The sequence below is a fragment of the Paludibacterium sp. B53371 genome, assembly GCF_018802765.1.
Lineage (GTDB): Bacteria > Pseudomonadota > Gammaproteobacteria > Burkholderiales > Chromobacteriaceae > Paludibacterium.
In genome coordinates this window covers 761,228-781,768 of the sequence record NZ_CP069163.1, presented here as the reverse complement: position 1 = coordinate 781,768, position 20,541 = coordinate 761,228, and the positions used below count along the sequence as shown (strand labels likewise).

Annotated in this window: 21 protein-coding genes and 1 riboswitch; of the genes, 10 read left to right on the top strand and 11 right to left on the bottom strand. The window is 63.4% G+C overall.

The window, feature by feature from the left end:
- Positions 1 to 30: 30 nt before the first annotated feature.
- Positions 31 to 807, bottom strand: a complete 777-nt coding sequence (locus JNO51_RS03720; protein WP_215781531.1) for an AraC family transcriptional regulator — start codon at positions 805 to 807, stop codon at positions 31 to 33.
- Positions 808 to 914: 107 nt separating this feature from the next.
- Here JNO51_RS03720 and JNO51_RS03715 point away from each other — a divergent pair, with 107 nt between their 5' ends.
- Together JNO51_RS03715 and JNO51_RS03710 are read left to right on the top strand one after the other, a co-directional pair.
- Positions 915 to 1,511: a cyclase family protein gene (locus JNO51_RS03715; protein WP_215781528.1), complete on the top strand. Its 597-nt coding sequence runs from the start codon at positions 915 to 917 to the stop codon at positions 1,509 to 1,511.
- Between the two features lie 276 nt (positions 1,512 to 1,787).
- Positions 1,788 to 2,426: a YitT family protein gene (locus tag JNO51_RS03710; protein ID WP_252346175.1), complete on the top strand. Its 639-nt coding sequence runs from the start codon at positions 1,788 to 1,790 to the stop codon at positions 2,424 to 2,426.
- 21 nt (positions 2,427 to 2,447) lie between these two features.
- On the opposite strand, the gene JNO51_RS03705 is transcribed toward JNO51_RS03710, so the two are convergent.
- On the bottom strand, positions 2,448 to 4,319 hold the full coding sequence (locus JNO51_RS03705) for a sigma-54-dependent Fis family transcriptional regulator (RefSeq protein ID WP_252346174.1): 1,872 nt from the start codon (positions 4,317 to 4,319) through the stop codon (positions 2,448 to 2,450).
- Between the two features lie 277 nt (positions 4,320 to 4,596).
- Between JNO51_RS03705 and adh the strand changes: the two genes are divergently transcribed.
- On the top strand, positions 4,597 to 6,102 hold the full coding sequence (adh, locus tag JNO51_RS03700; protein WP_215781526.1) for an aldehyde dehydrogenase: 1,506 nt from the start codon (positions 4,597 to 4,599) through the stop codon (positions 6,100 to 6,102).
- A gap of 47 nt (positions 6,103 to 6,149) precedes the next feature.
- Here the strand turns inward: adh and JNO51_RS03695 are convergent, their stop codons facing one another.
- Positions 6,150 to 6,575 (bottom strand): PACE efflux transporter, encoded by a 426-nt coding sequence (locus JNO51_RS03695; protein WP_215781524.1) that lies wholly within the window; start codon positions 6,573 to 6,575, stop codon positions 6,150 to 6,152.
- A 92-nt stretch (positions 6,576 to 6,667) separates the two neighbouring features.
- On the opposite strand from JNO51_RS03695, the gene JNO51_RS03690 reads away from it, so the two are divergent.
- Positions 6,668 to 7,543, top strand: a complete 876-nt coding sequence (locus JNO51_RS03690; protein WP_215781521.1) for a LysR family transcriptional regulator — start codon at positions 6,668 to 6,670, stop codon at positions 7,541 to 7,543.
- Positions 7,544 to 7,603: 60 nt separating this feature from the next.
- Here the strand turns inward: JNO51_RS03690 and JNO51_RS03685 are convergent, their stop codons facing one another.
- The 3 genes from JNO51_RS03685 to JNO51_RS03675 form a co-directional block, all read right to left on the bottom strand.
- On the bottom strand, positions 7,604 to 8,884 hold the full coding sequence (locus JNO51_RS03685) for a cytosine permease (RefSeq protein WP_215781518.1): 1,281 nt from the start codon (positions 8,882 to 8,884) through the stop codon (positions 7,604 to 7,606).
- A 153-nt stretch (positions 8,885 to 9,037) separates the two neighbouring features.
- Positions 9,038 to 9,829, bottom strand: a complete 792-nt coding sequence (locus JNO51_RS03680; protein ID WP_215781516.1) for a DUF1700 domain-containing protein — start codon at positions 9,827 to 9,829, stop codon at positions 9,038 to 9,040.
- Positions 9,819 to 10,163: a PadR family transcriptional regulator gene (locus JNO51_RS03675; protein ID WP_215781514.1), complete on the bottom strand. Its 345-nt coding sequence runs from the start codon at positions 10,161 to 10,163 to the stop codon at positions 9,819 to 9,821. The genes JNO51_RS03680 and JNO51_RS03675 overlap by 11 nt, the downstream gene beginning before the upstream one ends.
- A 165-nt stretch (positions 10,164 to 10,328) precedes the next feature.
- Here JNO51_RS03675 and JNO51_RS03670 point away from each other — a divergent pair, with 165 nt between their 5' ends.
- Complete coding sequence (locus JNO51_RS03670) at positions 10,329 to 11,003, top strand: RNA pseudouridine synthase (RefSeq protein WP_215781510.1); 675 nt, start codon at positions 10,329 to 10,331, stop codon at positions 11,001 to 11,003.
- Between the two features lie 34 nt (positions 11,004 to 11,037).
- Here the strand turns inward: JNO51_RS03670 and JNO51_RS03665 are convergent, their stop codons facing one another.
- Positions 11,038 to 11,304 (bottom strand): VF530 family DNA-binding protein, encoded by a 267-nt coding sequence (locus JNO51_RS03665; RefSeq protein ID WP_215781507.1) that lies wholly within the window; start codon positions 11,302 to 11,304, stop codon positions 11,038 to 11,040.
- 142 nt (positions 11,305 to 11,446) lie between these two features.
- On the opposite strand from JNO51_RS03665, the gene JNO51_RS03660 reads away from it, so the two are divergent.
- Genes JNO51_RS03660 through JNO51_RS03640 form a run of 5 tightly spaced genes read left to right on the top strand, consistent with a single transcriptional unit; the run spans position 11,447 to position 17,381 of the window.
- Positions 11,447 to 13,666: a TonB-dependent hemoglobin/transferrin/lactoferrin family receptor gene (locus JNO51_RS03660; protein ID WP_215781504.1), complete on the top strand. Its 2,220-nt coding sequence runs from the start codon at positions 11,447 to 11,449 to the stop codon at positions 13,664 to 13,666.
- Positions 13,667 to 13,674: 8 nt separating this feature from the next.
- A complete protein-coding gene (locus JNO51_RS03655; protein ID WP_215781502.1) occupies positions 13,675 to 14,739 on the top strand; it encodes a hemin-degrading factor in 1,065 nt (354 codons plus the stop codon).
- Entirely contained in the window at positions 14,727 to 15,614 is an 888-nt protein-coding gene (locus JNO51_RS03650) for a hemin ABC transporter substrate-binding protein (RefSeq protein WP_215781500.1), read from the top strand. The genes JNO51_RS03655 and JNO51_RS03650 overlap by 13 nt, the downstream gene beginning before the upstream one ends.
- Positions 15,611 to 16,615 (top strand): iron ABC transporter permease, encoded by a 1,005-nt coding sequence (locus JNO51_RS03645; RefSeq protein WP_215781498.1) that lies wholly within the window; start codon positions 15,611 to 15,613, stop codon positions 16,613 to 16,615. Before JNO51_RS03650 ends, JNO51_RS03645 begins: the two co-directional genes overlap by 4 nt.
- Position 16,616: 1 nt before the next feature.
- Positions 16,617 to 17,381, top strand: a complete 765-nt coding sequence (locus JNO51_RS03640; RefSeq protein ID WP_215781495.1) for an ATP-binding cassette domain-containing protein — start codon at positions 16,617 to 16,619, stop codon at positions 17,379 to 17,381.
- 42 nt (positions 17,382 to 17,423) lie between these two features.
- Here the strand turns inward: JNO51_RS03640 and JNO51_RS03635 are convergent, their stop codons facing one another.
- The 4 genes from JNO51_RS03635 to JNO51_RS03620 are packed head-to-tail and all read right to left on the bottom strand — an operon-like array spanning position 17,424 to position 20,112.
- Complete coding sequence (locus JNO51_RS03635; RefSeq protein WP_215781492.1) at positions 17,424 to 18,308, bottom strand: energy-coupling factor ABC transporter ATP-binding protein; 885 nt, start codon at positions 18,306 to 18,308, stop codon at positions 17,424 to 17,426.
- A gap of 18 nt (positions 18,309 to 18,326) precedes the next feature.
- Positions 18,327 to 19,106 carry a cobalt ECF transporter T component CbiQ gene (gene cbiQ, locus JNO51_RS03630; protein WP_215781490.1) on the bottom strand — a complete coding sequence of 260 codons (780 nt, stop codon included), beginning with the start codon at positions 19,104 to 19,106 and terminating at the stop codon, positions 18,327 to 18,329.
- A complete protein-coding gene (locus JNO51_RS03625; RefSeq protein WP_215781488.1) occupies positions 19,107 to 19,445 on the bottom strand; it encodes a hypothetical protein in 339 nt (112 codons plus the stop codon).
- Position 19,446: 1 nt separating this feature from the next.
- Positions 19,447 to 20,112: an energy-coupling factor ABC transporter permease gene (locus tag JNO51_RS03620; RefSeq protein WP_215781486.1), complete on the bottom strand. Its 666-nt coding sequence runs from the start codon at positions 20,110 to 20,112 to the stop codon at positions 19,447 to 19,449.
- A 131-nt stretch (positions 20,113 to 20,243) separates the two neighbouring features.
- A riboswitch (cobalamin riboswitch) is annotated at positions 20,244 to 20,457 on the bottom strand.
- Positions 20,458 to 20,541: the final 84 nt, after the last annotated feature.

Genomic DNA, 20,541 nt, shown 5'->3' with positions numbered 1-20,541 from the left:
TTTTTTGCGCGCCCGGGAAATCAAGATCGCCTACTTGCCCATCCCCTGCACATAGCGCGCCGGTGTCACCCCAAAGCGCTGCCGGAATGCGGTAATGAAGCTGCTGACACTGTCGTAACCGGTCTCGAAGGCCACACGTGTCACGCTGCCGCCAGCAGCCAACCCTTCCAGGGCTTTTTTCATGCGCGCCGCCGTGCGCCATTGCACCAGCGTCATCCCGGTCTGCTGCCTGAAGTGGCGGGTCAGACTGCGCGGTGACAAGCCGGCCTCACGCGCCAGGGTATCGAGCGGGTGCGCCTGTGCCGGATCCTCCAGCAATCCCCGGGCAAGGTGCAGCAGCCCGGGATGACTGGGCATCGGCAACATCAGCGGCTGAGTTCCGGCCTGCAGCAACTCGTCCAGCAACACGGCAAAAAAGCGCTGCTGGCGCTCGCTCAAGCCGGCGGCGGCAATCTGCCAGTCAGCGATCTGCGCCAGCATGGCACGAATCAGCGGGCTGGCACGAAACACCGTTGGAGTCGGCGGAAACACCTCGCACAAGGCAGGCTGCAAATAGGCATGCCAGCCAACGGCCTGACGAAACACCGAGGAGGCATGGGGCGTGCCGGGCGGCAGCCAGCCAATCTGACCTTGCGGCAGCACCCACTGGCACCCCTGCAGCTCGATGGTCACGCCGCCTTGCCACAGCGCCCAAAGCTGCCCTTCAGGGTGGCAGTGCAAATACATGTCAGCGCCAACCGGATGCGCTTGATTGCGGATCAGCATCGGTCGGCCATCGCTCAGCCGGGTTTCGACAGGGATCATCATTGGCCAGATTTCCAAATTGATTGGCGTTACATCGTTAGCAAGCCAATGCACAGATTAGCACAATCATGCTGGTCCACCCGGACATCCCATCACACAAGGAGCCCACCATGCTGATTGATCTGTCCCTGTCGCTGTCTTTCGACCACCCGCTGTTTGCCGAAATGCGCATCACGCGCCCCGGCCCCATCGATGCCGGCCATGTCGGCACCCACCTGGACAGCCGGCTGTTGCAACCGATTCCGCTGAACCGCAGCCATTGTGCCGCCGTGCTGATTGATGTCAGCCAGGCGGGCCGCGACATCGGGGTCGAGGCATTGCGCCAGGCCGACATCCGCCAGAACGATGCCATCATTCTTTACACCGGACACATGCAGCGTTTTCCCTATACCAGCCGGGAATATTTTGCTGACCATCCCCAGTTGAGCTGGGAGGCCGTGGAATACCTGATCGCCCGCCAACCCGCGTTCATTGGCATCGATGCATTGGGCTTGCGGCGCGGTGAGCAGCCTCATCACGAAGTGGACAGCTATTGTGAGGACCATGGCTGCTACGTGATCGAGAACCTGAACCAGCTGCCACAGCTGGCCGAAGCCTTGGCCGGGCGGCAACGCTTCGGCCTGCGGCTGGGCTGGATCGCCCATCAGCGCAGCGACAGCCTGCAGGGCTTTTATGGTGTGCCGGTTCATCTGCTGGCAGAGCTCTGAGGCCATCACGGCGGGCAGCAGGGGCTGCCTGCCTGCAAGACCTCACCGGCCAATGCGCACCAAAACAGTGCAAATTCACGCTCTCTCCGCGCTTTGTGCCACAAAGACCGCCAACGCTGGCACAAAGCTCACCGCCACATCTCGGCAGAACACGCCAAAATTACAGCTCAAATCGAAGAATCATGGCGCACCCTAGGACGGCACAGATGTGCCAATTGTCGCCAGGTGACGCTGGGCCGGCGCGGCAATGGCATACATTTTGCAAATAAGTAGACATTGCCTACTTCGCGCACCAAGATCATGCACGCCATCGCCGCCCCCACCCCCGCCCACAGCCTGACGGAAGACATTCTGTCCATCCTGATCGGTACCCTGCTGGTCTCTTTCGGCATTGCCATGTTCAAGCAGGCCGGCCTGCTGATCGGCGGGACGGCGGGGATGGCCTTCCTGATTCACTACCTGACCGGCTGGTCATTCGGGCTGGTGTTCTTCGTCATCAATCTGCCGTTCTACTATCTGGCGCTCAAGGGCAAGGGCAGCGAATTCACCCTCAAGACCTTCTGCGCCGTGGCCCTGGTATCGCTGTTCTCCGGACTGCACGGCCACTTCGTTCACTTCGGGGCCCTCAACGGCTTCTACACGGCACTGACCGGGGGACTGCTGATGGGGGTGGGGCTGATCGTACTGTTCCGCCACCAGGCCAGCCTGGGCGGGGTGAACATTCTGGCGCTGTACCTGCAGGAGAAAAGCGGAATACGCGCCGGCAAGCTACAGATGGCGGTCGATGTGCTGATCGTCGCGGCCTCCCTGCTGGTGGTCAGTCCGCTGGCACTGCTGGCCTCGCTGATTGGCGCAGTAGCACTCAACCTGGTAATCACCATGAATCACCGCCCCGGACGTTATCAAGCCGCCTGAAGCCCGGACGCACCGCAACGCTCAACGGCCGTTCCCGCCCTCCTGCCGCAGCTTGCGATATAGCGTGCTGCGACTGATACCCAGCGCGCGCGCCGCCGCACTGGCATTGCCACCGAACTGGGCCAGCATGCCGGCGACCATGCCCGGGGTGGCCGGCTCGGCACCGGCCAGCTGCATCTCTTCCTGCAGTGTGAGCGGCAGATGCGCCAGCGTCAGCACCGTCCCATCATCGACCAGCGCCAGCAGGGTTTGCAGCAGATTGGCCAGCTCGCGCAAATTGCCCGGCCAGCGATAGCGTCGCAGCGCGGTAGCCAGTTGCGGAGACAGCACGATGCCACGCCGCGCGGCGCCGCCCTGATCCAGCAGCTGCTGCGCCACCCGGGCCACATCGCCACGCTCACGCAGCGGAGGCAGACACAGCGGATAGTGACACAGCCGATAGTACAGATCGGCGCGGAACGTGCCGGCCTGCACCATGGCACGCAAGTCGCGGTGTGTGGCGCACACCAGGCGGAAATCGACCGCATGGCTGCCGCCGCCGCCCAAAGGCGTCACGGTACGATCCTGCAGCACCCGCAACAGCCGCGCCTGCATCGACAGCGGCATGTCGCCAATTTCATCCAGAAACAGCACACCGCCCTGCGCCTCGCGCAATCGCCCCTTGCTGCCCTGACGCCGGGCACCGGTAAACGCGCCCTCCTCATAGCCAAACAACTCGGCCTCGATCAGCCCTTCCGGAATCGCGGCACAATTGACCGCCACGAAGGGGGCGGCACGCCGATGACTTTGCTCGTGCAGCGCACGGGCAAACTTATCTTTGCCGGTACCCGTTTCACCGAGGATCAGCACCGGAATATCGGCCTGCAGCAGCTTGAGGGCTGTCTGCATCAGGGCGGGCGGCAGGCCGGACGCCGCCGCCTCCGCCGGGCTGCTCACCTCCGCACGCCGGTCTGGCCGGGCCGTACGCAATACTGGCGTGGCCTGGGCCACCGGATGCGGCAATAGTAAACGACCACTGAACAGACGCTCGCCATGCGCCAGCAAAGCGCGATGCTCGCCGGCACGTGACTGCCAGTGCGCCAGCGTCTCGCCAAACAGATCGGCAAACTGCAGCCGCCCCAGTGCCGACCAGTCGAGCTGCAGTGCCTGCAAGGCACTACGATCAGCCGCCAGCAGGCGCTCCTCGCCATCGAAGGCCAGCCGCGCCGCCCGCGGCGTGGCCAGTTGCGCCGGATCGACATGGAACAGCAAGGTGCGCGCCTGACGGGTTGCCTGGGCAAACAGGCGCTGCTCGATCAGGCGGGCGGCCGACTCGACCCTTTGACCATGCATCGGACCCAGCTTGCGCGGCAGGCCGGAAACATCCAGCACCCCCAGCAGCTGGCCGAAGGGATCAAACAGCGGCGAGGCCTGACAGGACAGCAGCCGGTTGCGCTCCAGATAATGTTCGCTGCCACGCACCCGGGTCACCTGCCCGGCCAGCAGCGCCGTGCCGATGGCATTGGTCCCTCGGTGCTGCTCGCTCCAGTCCATGCCCGGGGTCAGCGCCACCCGCTCGGCCTTATCGAGAAAGGCAGGATGGCCCATCTCCTCCAGGATCACGCCGTGACGATCGGCCACAATCACCACATGGCCATCATCAACCACACTTTCAAACAAGGTATCGATCTGCGGTCTGGCCCACTGCAACCAGTCGGCGTTGGCGTCCAGTCGCTCGCGCAACACGGTTTGCTCAAGCCGCTCGCTGCCTCGCGCATCCACCGGCAGGCCCAGGCCGAGACAACGCCGCCAGGACGACAGGATGGAGGGCGGTACGCTGCCGTCCGGCAACGGCGAGCCATCGAAGAAGCGCTTGCGCGCCTCGTGCAAGGTCAGGGAATGGGTATCGGTCATGCCGTCCTCCACTGTGTCATGACACTGCGACAGGTGTCGCAGCCTGACACAGCCATCGTCGCTTCAATGCACTGATTATGGTTGTTGCGAACTCGGCTGCAAGGCCCATCCCAAGGGTCAGTCATGCTGCTGCGCAAAAGAAATTAGAGTAAATGCTTGCAAAACGGCACATGCCGCTTGCTGCAGCGCACGATCGAAATTTCCTGGCACGGCGTGTGCTGTACTGGCTGTACGTCCCGACGGGAACGACCACAACAAGCGACACAAGGAGAAAGAGATGACACAACTGAAGCCAGGTATCGCCATCAAGCCACGCTACGACAACTATATCGGCGGCAAGTGGGTACCTCCGGTCAATGGCCGCTACTTCGAGAATCTGACCCCGGTGACCGGCAAGGTGCTGTGCGAAGTGGCGCGTTCCGATGAGCAGGATGTGGAGCTGGCACTGGATGCGGCCCACGCCGCCCGCTTCAAGTGGGGTCATACGCCGGTGACCGAGCGGGCCATCCTGCTCAACCAGATTGCCGACCGCATGGAGGCCAATCTGGCCCTGCTGGCCGAAGTGGAGACCTGGGACAACGGCAAGCCAATCCGTGAAACCCGCGCGGCCGACATCCCGCTGGCCATTGATCACTTCCGCTACTTCGCCTCCTGCATCCGCGCCCAGGAAGGCACGCTGGGTGAAATCGACCAGAACACCATGTCCTATCACTTCCACGAACCGCTGGGCGTGGTGGGGCAAATCATTCCGTGGAACTTCCCGATCCTGATGGCCGCCTGGAAACTGGCGCCCGCACTGGCGGCGGGTAACTGCGTGGTCCTGAAACCGGCCGAGCAGACCCCGATGTCGATTCTGGTGTTCGCCGAACTGGTGGGCGACCTGTTGCCACCCGGGGTGCTGAACATCGTCAACGGCTTCGGTCTGGAAGCCGGCAAGCCGCTGGCCAGCTCCAAGCGCATCGCCAAAATCGCCTTTACCGGCGAAACCGGTACTGGCCGGCTGATCATGCAGTACGCCAGCCAGAACCTGATCCCGGTCACGCTGGAGCTGGGCGGCAAGTCGCCCAACATCTTCTTTGCCGATGTAGCGGAAAAGGATGATGCCTTCTTCGACAAGGCCATCGAAGGCTTCGTGATGTTTGCGCTCAACCAGGGCGAAGTCTGCACCTGCCCGAGTCGAGCGCTGATTGCCGAGTCGATCTACGACCGCTTCATGGAGCGCGCACTCAAGCGCGTTGCCGCCATCAAGCAGGGCAATCCGCTCGATCCGCAGACCATGATCGGCGCCCAGGCCTCGCTGGAGCAGATGGACAAGATCCAGAGCTATCTGCAGATCGGGCGCGACGAAGGCGCACAGGTGCTGGCCGGTGGCAGCCGCGCCCATCTGGGTGGCGGGCTGGAAGACGGCTATTACATCCAGCCGACGGTGTTCCATGGCAACAACAAGATGCGCATCTTCCAGGAAGAAATCTTCGGCCCGGTGGTCTCGGTGACCACGTTCAAAGACACCGAAGAAGCACTGCACATCGCCAATGACACCCTCTTCGGACTGGGTTCAGGTGTGTGGACCCGCAACATCAACACTGCCTTCTTCATGGGTCGTCACATTGAAGCCGGCCGTGTCTGGACCAACTGCTACCACGCCTACCCGGCTCATGCGGCCTTTGGCGGCTACAAACAGTCGGGCATCGGGCGCGAGACCCACAAGATGATGCTGGAGCACTACCAGCAGACCAAGAACCTGCTGGTCAGCTACTCCGAGGACAAGCTGGGCTTCTTCTGAGCGCCAGGCACAGACAAGCGCCGGGGGAAACCCCGGCGCTTTGTTTGTCAGATCGCCCCGACCAGACGCAGGCGCAACTGGTCATAACCCCAGTGATAGAGATAGGTATACGGCAGGAAAAACAGATTCAGCCCGATATCCAGCTTCAATGCCGGCCACAACGCCAGATCCAGCCACCACATGGCCAGCGGCAGACACACCAGCATCAGCCCGCCCTCGAACAGCAGGGCATGCATGGCGCGGACTCTCCAGGCCTTGGCCAAACCGCGTGCACGCAACCAGCGATCAAAATGCCGATTGAACAGAACATTCCACAACAAGGCGATCAGGCAGTTGGCCACGGCCAGCCCGCCCATGGCCAGCAGAGGTGTCTGCATCCACCAGGCAAACAGCGGCGTCACCAGCACAATGGCCAGCACCTCAAAGCCGATGGCCTGCAAAGCGCGTTCCAGCGGGGATTTGTCAGCCAGCATGGCAAACCTCCTTTTCATCTTCGGATACTTGGCATGATGCGCAAAATAGTCGATGCTCCAAAGTTGATATCCATCGACAAAGGCGATAGGTCATGCCCAATCTGGAAACGCTGCAAGTGTTTGCCACAGCGGCGTCCTGCGGCTCCTTTTCCGCCACGGCACGCCGCCTGGGCAAAAGTCAGTCCACCATCAGTGCCTGCATTGCCAATCTGGAAATCGATCTGGGGGTCACACTGTTTGATCGTCAGAGCAAGTTTCCGACCCTGACCCGGGCGGGTCGGCATCTGCTGGCCCAGGCCGAACAGGTACTGATGGCCAACGACCGGCTGTTGCGCACCGCCGCCGGTCTGCAGGCTGGCCACGAACCCAGGCTGAGCATTGCCATGTCCGATACCTGGCAGCCAGACCGGCTGGAAGCCGTCGAACAGCATTTTGCCCGGCAATACCCGGAGATTGAGCTGGAATGTCTGATTGCCGAGTGCGAGGACCTGATCCGGCTGGTCGATAGCGGGCGGGCCCATCTTGGCTTTGTCGAGCGACAAGCCGCCTATCCGGTCGGCATGGTGTCGCAGCCCTTGCCAACGCCCAACGAGATGGCGCTGTATCTGGCGCAGAGCCATCCTCTGGCCCAATCCGGCATACAGAGCAGCGCTCAACTGGCGACGATCCGCGCCCTGCGCCTCAGCACCATCCACGGCGATCGTCCGGGGCCATCCGGCGGACACTGCTGGTCGGCCCCGAGCTATCTGATGTTGCTGGAAATGACCCAGGCGGGGCTGGGCTGGGCTGAATTGCCGTGCTGGCTGGTGCGCCGCTATGGCGCAGGCCTGGTCCCCCTGCCGCTGCCCGGCTGGCCACGGCAAGTGACGGTCGAGGCCATCTGGAGCCGGGAACGTCCGCTCGGCCCCGCCGGGACCTGGCTGCTGAGCGCCATCCTGCAGGCTGCCACACCAGCCAGCCCCGAATGACAAAGCGGCCCGGCCGGCGGGTTTCCCCTGCCGGCCGGGCCGCTCGTGGATTCAGCAAGATCAGGAAGCGCGACTACCCTCACAGGCATCGCCCGAAGCATGGCGCAACTGACGCCCCTTGCCGCGCGACAGTACCTTGCTGGTGAAGGCATACAGACCCGCCGCCACCAGCAGGGCATCCAGTGCCGGAATGTCCGTCAGGGTAATCATCTGGCGCGAAGCCAGCAGACCGACCACCGTCGCCAGCCCCCAGATGACAAACGTCGGCAGTGGAACAGCAGGTTGCAGCGCCAGATCCGCCGGGTGATAGCCCTTGCGGCGATGCAGGAAGAAGTCGGTGATGTAAATGCCGGCAATCGGCGGTACCGAAATCCCCAAAAACACCAGGAAGGGAATGAACAGATCCAGGATGTCCTGGCTGCCAATCAGGCAAGCCAGCACGCCAAGCAGCAGGGTAATGCGCGGCCGCGGCATCACCCGCACGAAGGTCGAAGTCGCCAGCGTCGCCTGGAACAGGTTGCCGGCATTGCCGGTCACGGTGGCAATCAGCAGCATGACCACTGTCGGCAGGGCGGCCCCCGCCAGTGCCATGGCCGCGACCAGCGTGACCTTGCCGCTCAGGGCGCAGGGCACGGCGCCGGCGACGAACAGGGCCGGATAGGCAATGCCCATCGACAGCACGGCGCCGATCAGCGCATGACGCCGGTTGTGCACCATGCTGGAAAAATCGGGCATGGTGGTCACCAGAATCATGAAGGTGCCGGCGACCGATGACGTGGCCACGCCCATACTCATGGTATTGACCTGGCTATGCGCCGAGAACGGCGCCACACCAAAGAAACGCGACAGATTCCAGGCCAGCAGCCCCAGCAGGATCGGAATGGCAACCAGGGCAATTTTGTCCAGTACCTCGAAACCAAAGGCCGTAGCGCCGATGAACAGCACCCCGCCCAGGCAGACCAGCGGCAGCATGGGCACCTGCCAGCCAAACATGGCCAGCAGATCCTGCAGCGCATGCCCGCAACTGTTGGCGGTCACGCAGGTCCAGCCAAACAGGGCGATGGCAAACAACACATTGATGGCACGGCTGCCCTGGGTGCCGAATGCGTATCGCACAATCTGATAGGTATTCATCCGTGCCGTAACGCCGATCCAGCCCGTCAGGCAGGCGATGCTACACAGCACCAGCGAACCGGTAACAATGGCGCGCAGGGCGTCGCCCAACACCAGATGACTGCCCAGCGCCGAGGCGGCGAGCAGCACTGGCGACACGGCAATGCCGAGAATGATCAGCGCGATGCGATATCCCGGCACGGTGGCGGAATGAGAAGCTTGAGTCATGTGCGTATTACCCGGTTGGCTGCCGGAGGCGGCCACTGTCAAAATCAGATAATGGTGATATTTCTGCCGACCATCATAAACCAATAATATCTTTACTTCAAAATATATTGACTTTAACAGTTACTCAAGGGCAACACCGACACATCTCTTTGATTATGGTCGGCTTTCCTCATGCAACAAGCGCCATTGCCAGCGCAACCACAGCCCGGTTCCCCGCCACAGGGCACTGATCACCTTCCAGCCCAGCACGCTGCCCAACCCGCCGATCAGCATCATCACCAGCCCGGTGACCAGCATGCCGGCACGCGGCATGCCCATCATGCCGTTGATCACGACCTGCCCATCCGGATCCTGAATCGCCAGCTGCTTCAGGCTGCCGTCCGAGGCATTGCGAATGCTGACGCTGCTATGGTCATCCTGCACCAGAATCTGCATCGCACCGCTCGACGCATCGGTATGGATCTGGACACTGGACTCGCGCCCTTCCTGATGGCCGTACAGCGTGAACTGCCGCATGGCGTGCCCATACCCCAGCTGCGGCCAGCCAATCAGCGCGTGCGTGGCCCAGCTGCCTGCCATCAGGAAGCCACCCAGCAACATCATCAGGGCACCAAGCCACAGGCTGCCCAGCACCGTCATCACCACCAGATAGGGCATGGCCAGCAGCAGGTTCAGCACGCTGAGCCCCGCCAGCGCCGACAGCACCCGCCCCAGATTGGCGGGGGTCTTGTGGGCTTCCCATTGCTTGAGATGGCGTTCAGCCGTCAGCTCGCGGGCCAGCCGCTCCGGTTCACCCAATGCCCGGGCGACCTCCTCTTCCTGGCGGCCATCCGCCAGGGCATCGGCAAAGTAGCTGCGATAGTCCGCGAGAATCTCCTCCCGCTCGGCAGGGGGGAGGCCATGGAGCGCACGTGCCAGGCGCTCGAGAAAATCATCACGCTTCATGTTCTTTCTCCTGATTGCCATGTGCCGTGTCATCCAGCACATCGTTGATTTCTGCCACAAAGCCCGCCCATTCGCGCCGCATGGCGGCCAGCGCCTCGCGGCCGGAGCGTGTCAGGGTGTAGTACTTGCGTGCCGGGCCATTGCTGGACTCGCTCAGATAAGTGGTCACCCAGGCATCCGCCTGCAGGCGACGCATCAAGGGGTAGATGGTGCCCTCACTGATATCCATGCTCTGCGCCAGGCGACTGACAATCTCGTAGACATAGCTGTCCTGACGAGCCAGAACAGCCAGCACGCACATTTCCAGTGTGCCCTTGCGTAATTGTGTCTTCATGCGTCCCTACCGGTTCATCAGACCGTTTTATCCTAATCCACACTACCTTGCATTACAAGGTATCTTTTTATATCCATTGCATGAACACCATGAATGGGACGACAGTTGTGCAGACAGACCAAGGGGCGGATAATCGCCCCCCTTCAGAGACAAGGAAACCGCGCCATGGACGAACCTCAAGGCATCCGCCTGGCCAAGCGTATGGTCGAACTCGGCATGTGCTCGCGTCGCGAAGCGGATGAATATATCGAGCAGGGTCTGGTGAAGGTCGATGGCCAGGTCGTGCGGGTACTCGGCAGCCGGGTACGTCCGGAGCAACAGATTGAACTGACGCGTCCGGCCACCCCGCTATCGGACGCCCCGGTCACCCTGCTGTTTCATCAGGGGGCCTGGATCGATGCCCCCTGGAGCAAGCGGCTCAGCCAGGACAATCGCTGGGAAGCCGACCAGGCCGAGCAAGTCTTCTTGCCGCGCCATACCCGGCAACTGAGCGCCTTTGGCGCCACCGACCCGGCCAGCAGCGGACTGATCGTGCTGACGCAGGATCGGCGCCTGCTGAAAAAACTGGCCGAATGCGAAATGGAGTTTCTGGTTGCGGTAGCGCAGGCACCGGCGCTGGCGGCACTGAAAATCGAAGGCTTCAGTGGCAAGATCAATCGGCAGAGCGACCGGCAGTTGCGCATCGTCATGCCACAACCCGCCAGCGGACAGATTGGCGAACTGTGTCAGCAGCTGGACTGCCCGGCACTGAGTATCCGCTGCATCCGTGTCGGCCGGCTGGCGCTGGGCAAGCTGCCGGAAAACCAGTGGCGCTACCAGCTCGGCTGGGAACGTTTCTGACACTCCGGCGGCCGCTGGCCGCCGGCAACCTCTCTTATTCAGCGCTGCCCGGGCGCTTGCCGAACGTCAGCACGACCGGCTTTTCGCGCAACATCACCCGATACACGTCCTCGACCCTGGCCCGCGCCCAGGGTGTTCGCCGTAAAAATTTCAGGCTGGAAGCAATACTGGGGTCATGGGTAAAGCAGCGGATGTCGATCATCTGCCCCAACCGTTCCCAACCATAAAACTTCACCAGCTCTTCCAGGATGGCCGCCAGCGTGCGTCCATGCAGCGGGTCTTTTTCTGCCCCAGCATTCATGTCAGGCCATTTCTTGTCAGATTGAACCGGGCGTCATTATAGGCGGCTTGCGCGCCGACAAGGGGCAATTCTGTTCCTCCCTCTTTTAATGCGAATGATTCTCATTTACTATTTGGTTTTCCAACAAAAAACAGAGAGAACCATGCCACCCAAGCAGCTTGCCCTGTGCCGTGCCACGGCGCCGCGAACCCGACACACCGCCCTGACGATGAGCCTGATGGCCGGCCTCATCCCGCTGGCCCATGCCGGACAGGCGCCCGAGCAGGCGCCGTCACTGCAAGAGGTGACCGTCAGCGCCACCCGCACCGAACGCCGTGTGGACAATGTACCGGCCAGCGTGACCGTCAAGACCTGGCAGCAGATCGAACAATCCGGGGCACGCAACATCAAGGAGCTGTTCAGCGACGAGCTGGACGTCTCCGTCCCGCAAGGCCCCAACCGTTACAGCATCGGCGGTTCGAGCACCGCGCGCGCCGGCAACGAAAGCATCAATATCCGTGGTCTGGAAGGCAATCAGGTGCTGATGATGGTCGATGGCATCCGCGTGCCGGCCAGCTTCTCCTTCGGGACCTTCGCCACCGGACGTGACGACTATCTGGCGCTGGACGGTTTCAAGCGCGTGGACGTATTGCGCGGTCCGGCCTCCACCCAGTACGGCAGTGATGGTCTGGCCGGGGCGGTGAGCTTCCAGACCCTGGATCCGCAGGATGTACTGCAAGCCGGCCAGACCCTCGGCGGCTTCGCCCGCGCCGGGTACAACAGTGTCAACAACAGTTGGTCCAACAGCCTGGCGTTTGCCAGCCGTCAGGAGGACTGGCAATCGCTGCTGCAAGTCAGCTATCAGCAGGGACATGAACAGAAGAATATGGGCAGCAACGGCTCACTGGACAGCAACCGGACGACCCCCAACCCTGCCGATACCCATAACAGCTATGTGCTGGGCAAACTGATCCGCCGCCTGGATGCCGCCAGCCAGCTCGGACTGACCGTCGAATCACTGCGTCGCCGCGAGCAAACCGAGGTGTACTCGGCACGGGCCCTTCCCCCCTACAGCGCCAGCAGTACGATGGATTTTCAGACCGACGACCGCATCGAGCGCGACCGGGTATCACTGAAGTACAGCTATGCCGACCCGACCAATCCGCTGTGGCAGAAGGTGGAAAGCCAGATCTACCTGCAGAATGCCAAAGTCGTGCAAGGCACGGTCGAAGACCGCTATACCGCCGCCGACCGCACGCGTGACAACAGCTACATCAGCAATACGGTCGGCCTCTCCAGTCAATTCGAGAGCCAGTTGCCGGGCGCGCTGATCCAGCGTCTGAGTTACGGCTTCGACTGGAGTCGCAGCCAGGTACAAAGTCCGCAGAACGGCACGGTGCCTCCGGCCGGCACAACCTTCCCGAGCAAGAGCTTTCCGGACACCCGCTATACCCAGACCGGTCTGTATCTGCAGGATGAAATCGAGCTGGGCAGCGTCAGCCTGATTCCCGGTCTGCGCTATGACCAGTACCGCCTCAGTCCGTCGAGTGCCGGCTACAGCGGCAGCATCGTGACGCTGTCCGACCAGGCCTGGTCACCGCGCCTGGGCCTGGTCTGGCGACTGATGCCGGAACTGGCGCCCTATGCCCAGTGGGCACGGGGTTTCCGCGCCCCGACACCGGATCAGGTCAACAGCAACTTCAGCAACCCGGCCTTCGGCTATACCAGCATCGGCAATGCCAACCTGCAGGCGGAGCGTGCGAACAGCGTCGAAGTCGGCCTGCGCGGCAAACACGACCGCCTGCGTTACTCGCTGGCCTATTACGACAGCCGCTACGACAACCTGATCTCGCAACAAGTCGTCAGTGGTGCCGGCACACCGTCCAATCCGGCGGTTTACCAGTACATCAACCTGCATGATGCCCGGATCCATGGCTGGGAAGTCCGTGCCGAATGGTGGCTGGATGAGCGCTGGCGGCTGAAAGGCGGCGTCGCGGCCGCACAGGGCGACAGCCAGGCGAACGGCGTCAGCCAGCCGATCAATACCATCCAGCCACTCAAGGCTGTACTGACCCTGGCCTATGAACAGGAAAGATGGGGCGCCAACGCCACCCTGCAGCATGCCAACGGCAAGGCGGCCAGCGACATTGCACAGCCACAGAACAGCAGCCAGTTCGCCCCGGCGGCCTGGAACACGCTGGATCTCGGCATGTTCTGGAAGCCGCTCAAGGCGCTGACCCTCAACGCCGGCATCAACAACGTGTTCAACCAGAAATACTGGAACTGGTCCGATGTCCGTGGACTGGCCAACAACACCGGCACCGCCGATGCCTGGAGCGCGCCGGGCCGCAATGCCTATCTCAACGCCCGCTATAACTTCTGAGGAACATCATGGATCTGAACACTTTGCGGCAACAGGTTGCCGAACAACGCCAACAGGGACGCCGTCAGCGCGATATCGCCGCCACACTGGGCGTCACGGAGGCCCATCTGATCGATGCCCATACCGGCGCACCGCAAGACGCGCTGCTGCAGGCCCGACGCCTTGACAGCGACTGGCCGGCCATATTCAGCCAGCTGGCCACGCTGGGCCAGGTCATGGCCCTGACCCGCAATGAAGATTGCGTCCATGAGAAGACCGGCGTGTACCGCCCATTCAGCCATGGCGAGCGCATCGGTCTGGTGCTGGATGAGGCCATCGACCTGCGCATCTTCTTCGAGCACTGGGCCTATGGCTACCGGGTATCGGACCTTCACGGCAGCAGTGCGCAGCACAGCCTGCAGTTCTACGACCACCATGGCCGGGCCATCCACAAAATCTATCTGCGCCCAGACAGCGATCAGGCGGCCTGGCAGGCGCTGTGCCAGCGATTCGAGGTGGCTGCACCGGCGCCGCTGGGCACCCTGCCGCCCGCCCCGCCACCCGAGGCGGAATCGCCGGACAGTGCCATTGATGTCCAGGGACTGCACCAGGGATGGGCGGACCTGCGCGATACCCATGACTTCTTTGCCCTGCTGAAGCAGTACGGCGTCTCGCGCCGCCAGGGACTGCGACTGGCCGAAGCGCGCTTCGCCCGACCGCTGGAGCCCACGGCCATCAGCCTGCTGCTGCGCGAGGCCGCCCTGCGTGCCGTACCGATCATGGTCTTCACCGGCAATCCCGGCATGATTCAGATCCATACCGGCCCGGTACAGCATATCGTCGAGCAAGGTCCGTGGATCAACGTCATGGATGAGGGGTTCAACCTGCATCTGCGCCAGGATCGGGTCGCCGAAGCCTGGCTGGTGAAAAAGCCAACCCGTGACGGCCTGGTGTGCTCGCTGGAGCTGTTTGACGCAGCGGGCGAAACCATTGCCATGCTGTTTGGCGCGCGCAAGCCGGGGTTGCCGGAACGCAGCGACTGGCGCGCCCTGCTGGACTGGCTGCAAGACGAGGCCACGGCATGCACGGTCTGATCCTGCCGCGCCGGGCGCTGCTGCAAGGGGCGGCAGCGCTCGGACTGGGCATGCTGTCGCCCCTGCTGCGGGCCGCCTCCCGTCCTGACAACGCCAGGCTGGTCTGCGTCGGCGGGGCGCTGACCGAGATCATCTATGCCCTCGGGGCCGAACGGCAGCTGGTCGGCGTCGACAGCACCTCGCGCTTCCCGGCCGCTGCACAGAGCCTGCCCGGCGTCGGCTATGCCCGCACCCTGTCGGCCGAAGGCATCTTGTCGCTGGCCCCCGGAGCGGTGCTGGCCAGCGAGGATGCCGGTCCGCCTGCCGTACTGCGCCAGATCAGCGCAGCCGGTGTGCCGGTGCACATCCTGCCTGGCAACCACCGCTTCGAAGGCGTGCTGAGCCGCATCACCCGCGTCGGCGAGCTGACCGGACGCACCACGCAGGCAGCCCAGCTGCAAACCCGGCTGCAGCGCGATTGGCAGAAGGTGCAGGGCAAGGTGGCGGCACGACATTCGCCACCGGCACGAGTGCTGTTCATGCTCAACGCCGCCCCGGGCCAACTGCTGGTGGCCGGCAACGGCACGGCGGCCGATGCCATGCTGCGCTATGCCGGCGCGCGCAATGCCCTGCAAGGTTTCAATGGCTATCGCCCCATGACCGCCGAAGCGGTGGTCGCCGCCCGACCGGATGCCCTGTTGCTCTCCGGTGACGGACTGGCGGCAGCTGGTGGCGTGGAAGGCGTGTTGCGGCTGCCTGGCGTGGCACAGACACCCGCCGGCCAGCAGCGGCGTATCTTGTCGCAGGATGCCCTGCTGCTGCTCGGCTTCGGCCCGCGCCTGCCGCAGGCGGTCGACTGGCTGGTGCAGACCCTGCCTGCAGGACAAAACTCATGAGTGCGCGCCAATCTGCCTTGTGGCTGGCGCTGGTCGGTCTGGGACTGCTCGCCCTGTGCGCCCAGTTTGGCGCCGTGGCCATTGGCTGGCATGACTGGCTGGCGCCGTGGCAGGGGCCGCTGAACGGCAGTGGCTGGGTGCTGTGGCAATTGCGGCTGCCGCGCCTGCTGCTGGCCTTGCTGGTGGGGGCGGCGCTGGGGCTGGCCGGCTCGCTGACGCAGGGGCTGTTCCGCAACCCGCTGGCCGACCCGGGTCTGTTGGGCGTCAGCAGCGGAGCGGCCTGCGCCGCTGCACTGTGCATCGTGCTGGGACACAGTCTGAACCTGGCCGAGCCACTGCGTCAGTGGCTGCTGCCGCTGGCGGCCTTTGCCGGCGCCTTCGCGGTCTGCATCGGACTGGATCGTCTGGCCCGCTGGCTGGCGCCCGGCTCGATCAGCGGTCTGCTGCTGTGCGGGATTGCCCTCAACGCCCTGGCCGGTGCCCTGATCGGACTGTGTACCTATCTGGCCAATGATGAACAGCTGCGCAGCCTGTCATTCTGGACGCTGGGCTCGCTCGCAGCCGCCAACTGGTTGCTGGCCGGCCTGCTGTTGGTTCTGATGGTGCTGACACTCTGGCGCCTGCCGGCGCTGTGTCGCCAGCTCAATGCGCTGGCGCTGGGAGAGGCCACGGCAGGTCACCTGGGTATCTCGGTCCTGCGCCTGCGCAGTGCGGTGACCTGGCGCGTGGCGCTGCTGGCCGGCATCACCGTCGCCTGGTGCGGCATGATCGGCTTCATCGGGCTGATCGCCCCGCACATTGCCCGCCGTCTGGGGCAGGCAGATCAAGTCAGCAGTGCCCCGCTCTCCATGCTGATCGGCGCCCTGCTGCTGTTATTGGCCGATACCCTGGCTCGCTCGCTGGCCGTGCCGGCGGAAATGCCGGTCGGTATCTTCACGGCCCTGCTCGGCGTGCCTTTTTTCCTCTCGCTGCTGCGCAGCCATTCCCTGTCCCGGAGCTAGCATGGATACCTTGCTGCAACTACAACACTGCCGGCTGGCCCAGGGCCAGCAATCTTTCGGCCCCTTCAGCCTGGCCATTGGCCCGGGTGAACGGGTCGCCATCCTCGGCCCCAGCGGCGCGGGCAAATCCACCTTGCTGCATGCCATGGCCGGTGATCTTCCCCCTCAGTCGGGCAGCATCCTGCTGGCCGGTCGGCCGCTGGCATCCTGGTCGCTCCCCGCCCTGAGCCGCCGCCGGGCCGTCCTGCCGCAATCCACCCGGGTCGCTTTCGCGTTGACCGTCGAGCAAGTCATCGCCCTGGGACGCCTGGGCCGAGAGGATGGCCTGACCGGCCAGTTCGTGGCCGCGGCCGCGGCCCTCGCCGCCTGCGGCCATCTGCTCGGACGCAGCATCGACAGCCTGTCCGGCGGCGAAGCGGCGCGGGTGCATCTGGCCCGGCTGTTTGCCCAGCTATGGGATATTCGCCAGGGGCTGATTCTGGTGGACGAGCCGCTCAGTGCCCTGGACCCCGGCCTGCAACACCTGCTGTCACGCCAGCTCGACCGCTTTGCCCGCGAACGCGGCCATGCCCTGCTGGCGGTACTGCATGACCTGAATCATGCCGTTCGTCATTTCGACCGTTTGCTGTTGTTGCGTGCCGGGCAACTGGTGGGCGATGTGCCGACCCGAGCGCTGGACCAGACCCTGCTGCAGGCCCTGTACGGATTGCCATTCAGCCGGGCGCACACCGACAGTGGTCAGGCAGTGTGGCTGCCGGCGGCTTGATGATGCGAGGGCCAGGCAACGCCCGCCCCGGGAACAGAGAGATTACCCCTGGCAGGTACGCGGCGCCGGGGAGGAGAAAGTCAGCGGCCTATCCGCCTCCTCGGCCGCCAGCACCTGTCGCAGCAGGGTACGGGCCTGACCGATGCTCAGCGGCAGCGGACCTTCCGGGATCAGGCCGTCGCGCATCAGGATTTCGGCCAGATGAGCGACCCGCGGCAACCGCAGATCGATCGCCCGGACCACCTCGCGCTGGTTGAACACTTCAGCCGGACTGCCGCCCAGCAGCATTCTGCCGCGATCCAGCAGAAACACCCGATCGGCCAGCAAGGGCACGATATCCACATCATGGGTGGCAAACAGCAGGGTCACACCCAGCTCACGGTTGATCTGATTCAGCAGCGACACCAGCATCCCGGCGGCCTTCGGGTCCAGCGCATTGGTCGGCTCGTCGAGCACCAGCACCTTGGGACGCATGGCCAGCACGCAGGCCAGAGACAGGCGCTTCTTTTCCCCCCCGCTGAGATTGAAGGGGTTGCGACTGAGGTAATCGCTCATCCCGACAACCTCCAGCGCCCATTTCACCGTCGCGTCCAGCGTCTCGCCGCGCTGTCCCATATTCATCGGCCCATAGGCCACTTCACGGTACACCGTGGCATTGAACAACTGGTCGTCGGCATCCTGAAACACCATGCCGACCTGACGGCGCAAGGCCGGCAGATTGGCACGACAGACGGGCAGGCCTGCCACGGTCACCTGTCCCGAGCTCGGCAGCAACAGACCGTTGAACAACTGGAACAGGGTCGACTTGCCGGCGCCGTTGGGGCCAAGCACCGCCACCCGTTCACCGGCAGCAATCGACAGATCCAGCTGATGCAGGGCCTGACAGCCATCGGGATAGGTGTAGCTGACCTGATTCAGCTCGATCATGGGGTGTGTCATCGGTGGTCAACCCAGCCAGTAATTGAAAAAAGCCAGCAAGCTCAGTGCGCACAGGCCAAGCAGGCCGACATAGTAATCCCGCCGGGAGATGGCCGAACGGAAGTGCGTCATGACCGGACTGTTCTCGTCATAGCCGCGCGCCAGCATGGCCTGATAGATGCGCGTGCTGCGATCCAGCGACTTGATGAGAATGCTGGCCGCCAGCCGGCCGACATCGGCCACACGCCCAAGCCAGCCGGCCTCGGCCCCCAGGCGGCTCAATTGCGCCCGCCGCATGGTCTGTGCGGTGTCCTGCAGAATGAACAGGTAGCGGTACATCATCTCAGCCAGCTCGATCATGATGAGCGGCACTCGACAAAGCCGCAGGGTCGCCAGAATCTCCACCATCGGGGTCGTCATCGCCAGCAGCGCCGCCAGGGTCACGGCAGCCATGATGCGCAGGAACAGCAAGCCGCCGTATTGTAGCCCCTCGGCATACACCCTGAGCGTCCAGCCCCAGAGCGGGACTTGCCACAGCACCTGACTGCCGCGCGTCAGCATGACACTGAGCAGCACCACCCAGGCAATACCCAGCGGCATCAGCAGACGACGACACAAATCGCGCCCGTTGAGCCCCAGCAGCGCGAACAGCGCCAGCGCCCCCAGCCACAGCGCGAGCGCCAGCACACCATGCCGCAAAGTCGAGGCCACGACGACCGCCGCCAGCAACAACAGGGTCTTGATGCGGCCATCTGCCCCGGCCGCGGCCGAGGCAGCGACGGCATCATGGCGTGCCAGGCTGACCACTCAGTCTTCCTGCTGACAACGGCACTGACCTTCACGCCGCCCGAAAAGCCGCAGCCAGTGATAGCCGACAATCAGACCGGCAAAGAAGTTGGCAACCGAGAAAGCGCCGACCTGGGCATCGCCCGGCAGCTCAAGGAAGGGATGATGATCGCGCTGCGTGACCTGGGTCGCCAGGTTATTCACATGATCATCCGTGCCGGCGGCTTCCATCTGGTGTGCACTCATATAGCGTGCCGAGACAAAGATGAACAGCAGCAAGGCACACATCACGGCCAGCATGCAGCGGGTAAAGCCATCGAAGAAACGGTTCTGCGACAGATCGCGTGCGGGATGTGACATCTCAGGCTCCTTTGCTGACGAGGATGCCGGGCAACAGATCGGGCCGGCGGCTGGCCATCGCCTGCAGCACGACGGCGGTAAACACCCCCTCGGCCAGGGCCAGGGGCAACTGGGTCGGGGCATAACCCATGAAGAAAATCATCCACTGGGTCAGCAGCGGCATATTGCCGTGCAGACTCCAGGCCAGCTCGAAGGCACTGACCAGATAAGTCATCAGGTCACCGACCACCCCGGCCAGGCCGGCGGCCAGCCACAGCGGGCAATTCAGCGCGCGCAGGCTTTTCCACAGCACATAGCCGGACAGGGCGCCGGCGATCCCCATCGAGAAAGTATTTGCGCCAATCGTGGTGATACCGCCATGACCAAGGAAAATTGCCTGGAAGAACAGCACGATGGTGGAGATGACCGCGGACGCCCAGGGCCCGACCAGAATCGCCGCCAGCGCCGTGGCGCAAGGATGCGAGCATGATCCGGTCACCGGCACCGGCAAGTGCATGGCGGAAATGACGAAGACCGCCACGCCGATCATGGCCAGGAACGGCTTATAGGACAGGTTTTCCTGTACCTTGCGTTTGATCTGATAAATCCCGGGAACGACGAACACGGCGGTCGCCGCGTACCAGACTGCGCATGCCTGTGGTGACAGGATGCCATCTTCAATGTGCATGAACTGCTCTCCCTTGCGAAGAACGGATCCGGCGGATCCAAGCCGGCCAATCACCAAGGGAAATCCGATCCGGAGCCACACACCGAAGTCGCAGGCGCACAACCGCAGAACCGTTCCCCACCCCAGAGATTGGCACTACCGATGACCCAGGCCGGTCTTCTGGCTCGCCTTCATCCTCCTCGGCCGGCCTTCCCGCACCGCAAAGCGGCACAGTGGCATGTGGCAGATTCGTCAGGCCTACAGCAGCGGGGGCTGCGCCGGACTGGCTGCATGGCAGCGTCACCGGCTTCCCGTTTCACTCCTCCCATGGACATGGGTCAGAGCACCTGGATCAATTGTCATGTCAGGACGACGTGTCGTCCGACATAAAATAGCTTCGCAGTATACCCCTTTGTCAAACAAGCCGCGCGGAGTCAGGTCAAGTCCAAC

Coding starts and splice junctions, on each gene's coding strand:
- JNO51_RS03620 (WP_215781486.1), bottom strand. CDS start 20,112: ATGCACATTGAAGATGGCATCCTGTCACCACAGGCATGCGCAGTCTGG.
- JNO51_RS03640 (WP_215781495.1), top strand. CDS start 16,617: ATGGATACCTTGCTGCAACTACAACACTGCCGGCTGGCCCAGGGCCAG.
- JNO51_RS03665 (WP_215781507.1), bottom strand. CDS start 11,304: ATGAATGCTGGGGCAGAAAAAGACCCGCTGCATGGACGCACGCTGGCG.
- JNO51_RS03670 (WP_215781510.1), top strand. CDS start 10,329: ATGGACGAACCTCAAGGCATCCGCCTGGCCAAGCGTATGGTCGAACTC.
- adh (WP_215781526.1), top strand. CDS start 4,597: ATGACACAACTGAAGCCAGGTATCGCCATCAAGCCACGCTACGACAAC.
- JNO51_RS03715 (WP_215781528.1), top strand. CDS start 915: ATGCTGATTGATCTGTCCCTGTCGCTGTCTTTCGACCACCCGCTGTTT.
- JNO51_RS03625 (WP_215781488.1), bottom strand. CDS start 19,445: ATGTCACATCCCGCACGCGATCTGTCGCAGAACCGTTTCTTCGATGGC.
- JNO51_RS03635 (WP_215781492.1), bottom strand. CDS start 18,308: ATGATCGAGCTGAATCAGGTCAGCTACACCTATCCCGATGGCTGTCAG.
- JNO51_RS03685 (WP_215781518.1), bottom strand. CDS start 8,884: ATGACTCAAGCTTCTCATTCCGCCACCGTGCCGGGATATCGCATCGCG.
- JNO51_RS03650 (WP_215781500.1), top strand. CDS start 14,727: ATGCACGGTCTGATCCTGCCGCGCCGGGCGCTGCTGCAAGGGGCGGCA.
- JNO51_RS03690 (WP_215781521.1), top strand. CDS start 6,668: ATGCCCAATCTGGAAACGCTGCAAGTGTTTGCCACAGCGGCGTCCTGC.
- JNO51_RS03680 (WP_215781516.1), bottom strand. CDS start 9,829: ATGAAGCGTGATGATTTTCTCGAGCGCCTGGCACGTGCGCTCCATGGC.
- JNO51_RS03705 (WP_252346174.1), bottom strand. CDS start 4,319: ATGACCGATACCCATTCCCTGACCTTGCACGAGGCGCGCAAGCGCTTC.
- JNO51_RS03655 (WP_215781502.1), top strand. CDS start 13,675: ATGGATCTGAACACTTTGCGGCAACAGGTTGCCGAACAACGCCAACAG.
- JNO51_RS03660 (WP_215781504.1), top strand. CDS start 11,447: ATGCCACCCAAGCAGCTTGCCCTGTGCCGTGCCACGGCGCCGCGAACC.
- JNO51_RS03720 (WP_215781531.1), bottom strand. CDS start 807: ATGATGATCCCTGTCGAAACCCGGCTGAGCGATGGCCGACCGATGCTG.
- JNO51_RS03645 (WP_215781498.1), top strand. CDS start 15,611: ATGAGTGCGCGCCAATCTGCCTTGTGGCTGGCGCTGGTCGGTCTGGGA.
- JNO51_RS03695 (WP_215781524.1), bottom strand. CDS start 6,575: ATGCTGGCTGACAAATCCCCGCTGGAACGCGCTTTGCAGGCCATCGGC.
- JNO51_RS03675 (WP_215781514.1), bottom strand. CDS start 10,163: ATGAAGACACAATTACGCAAGGGCACACTGGAAATGTGCGTGCTGGCT.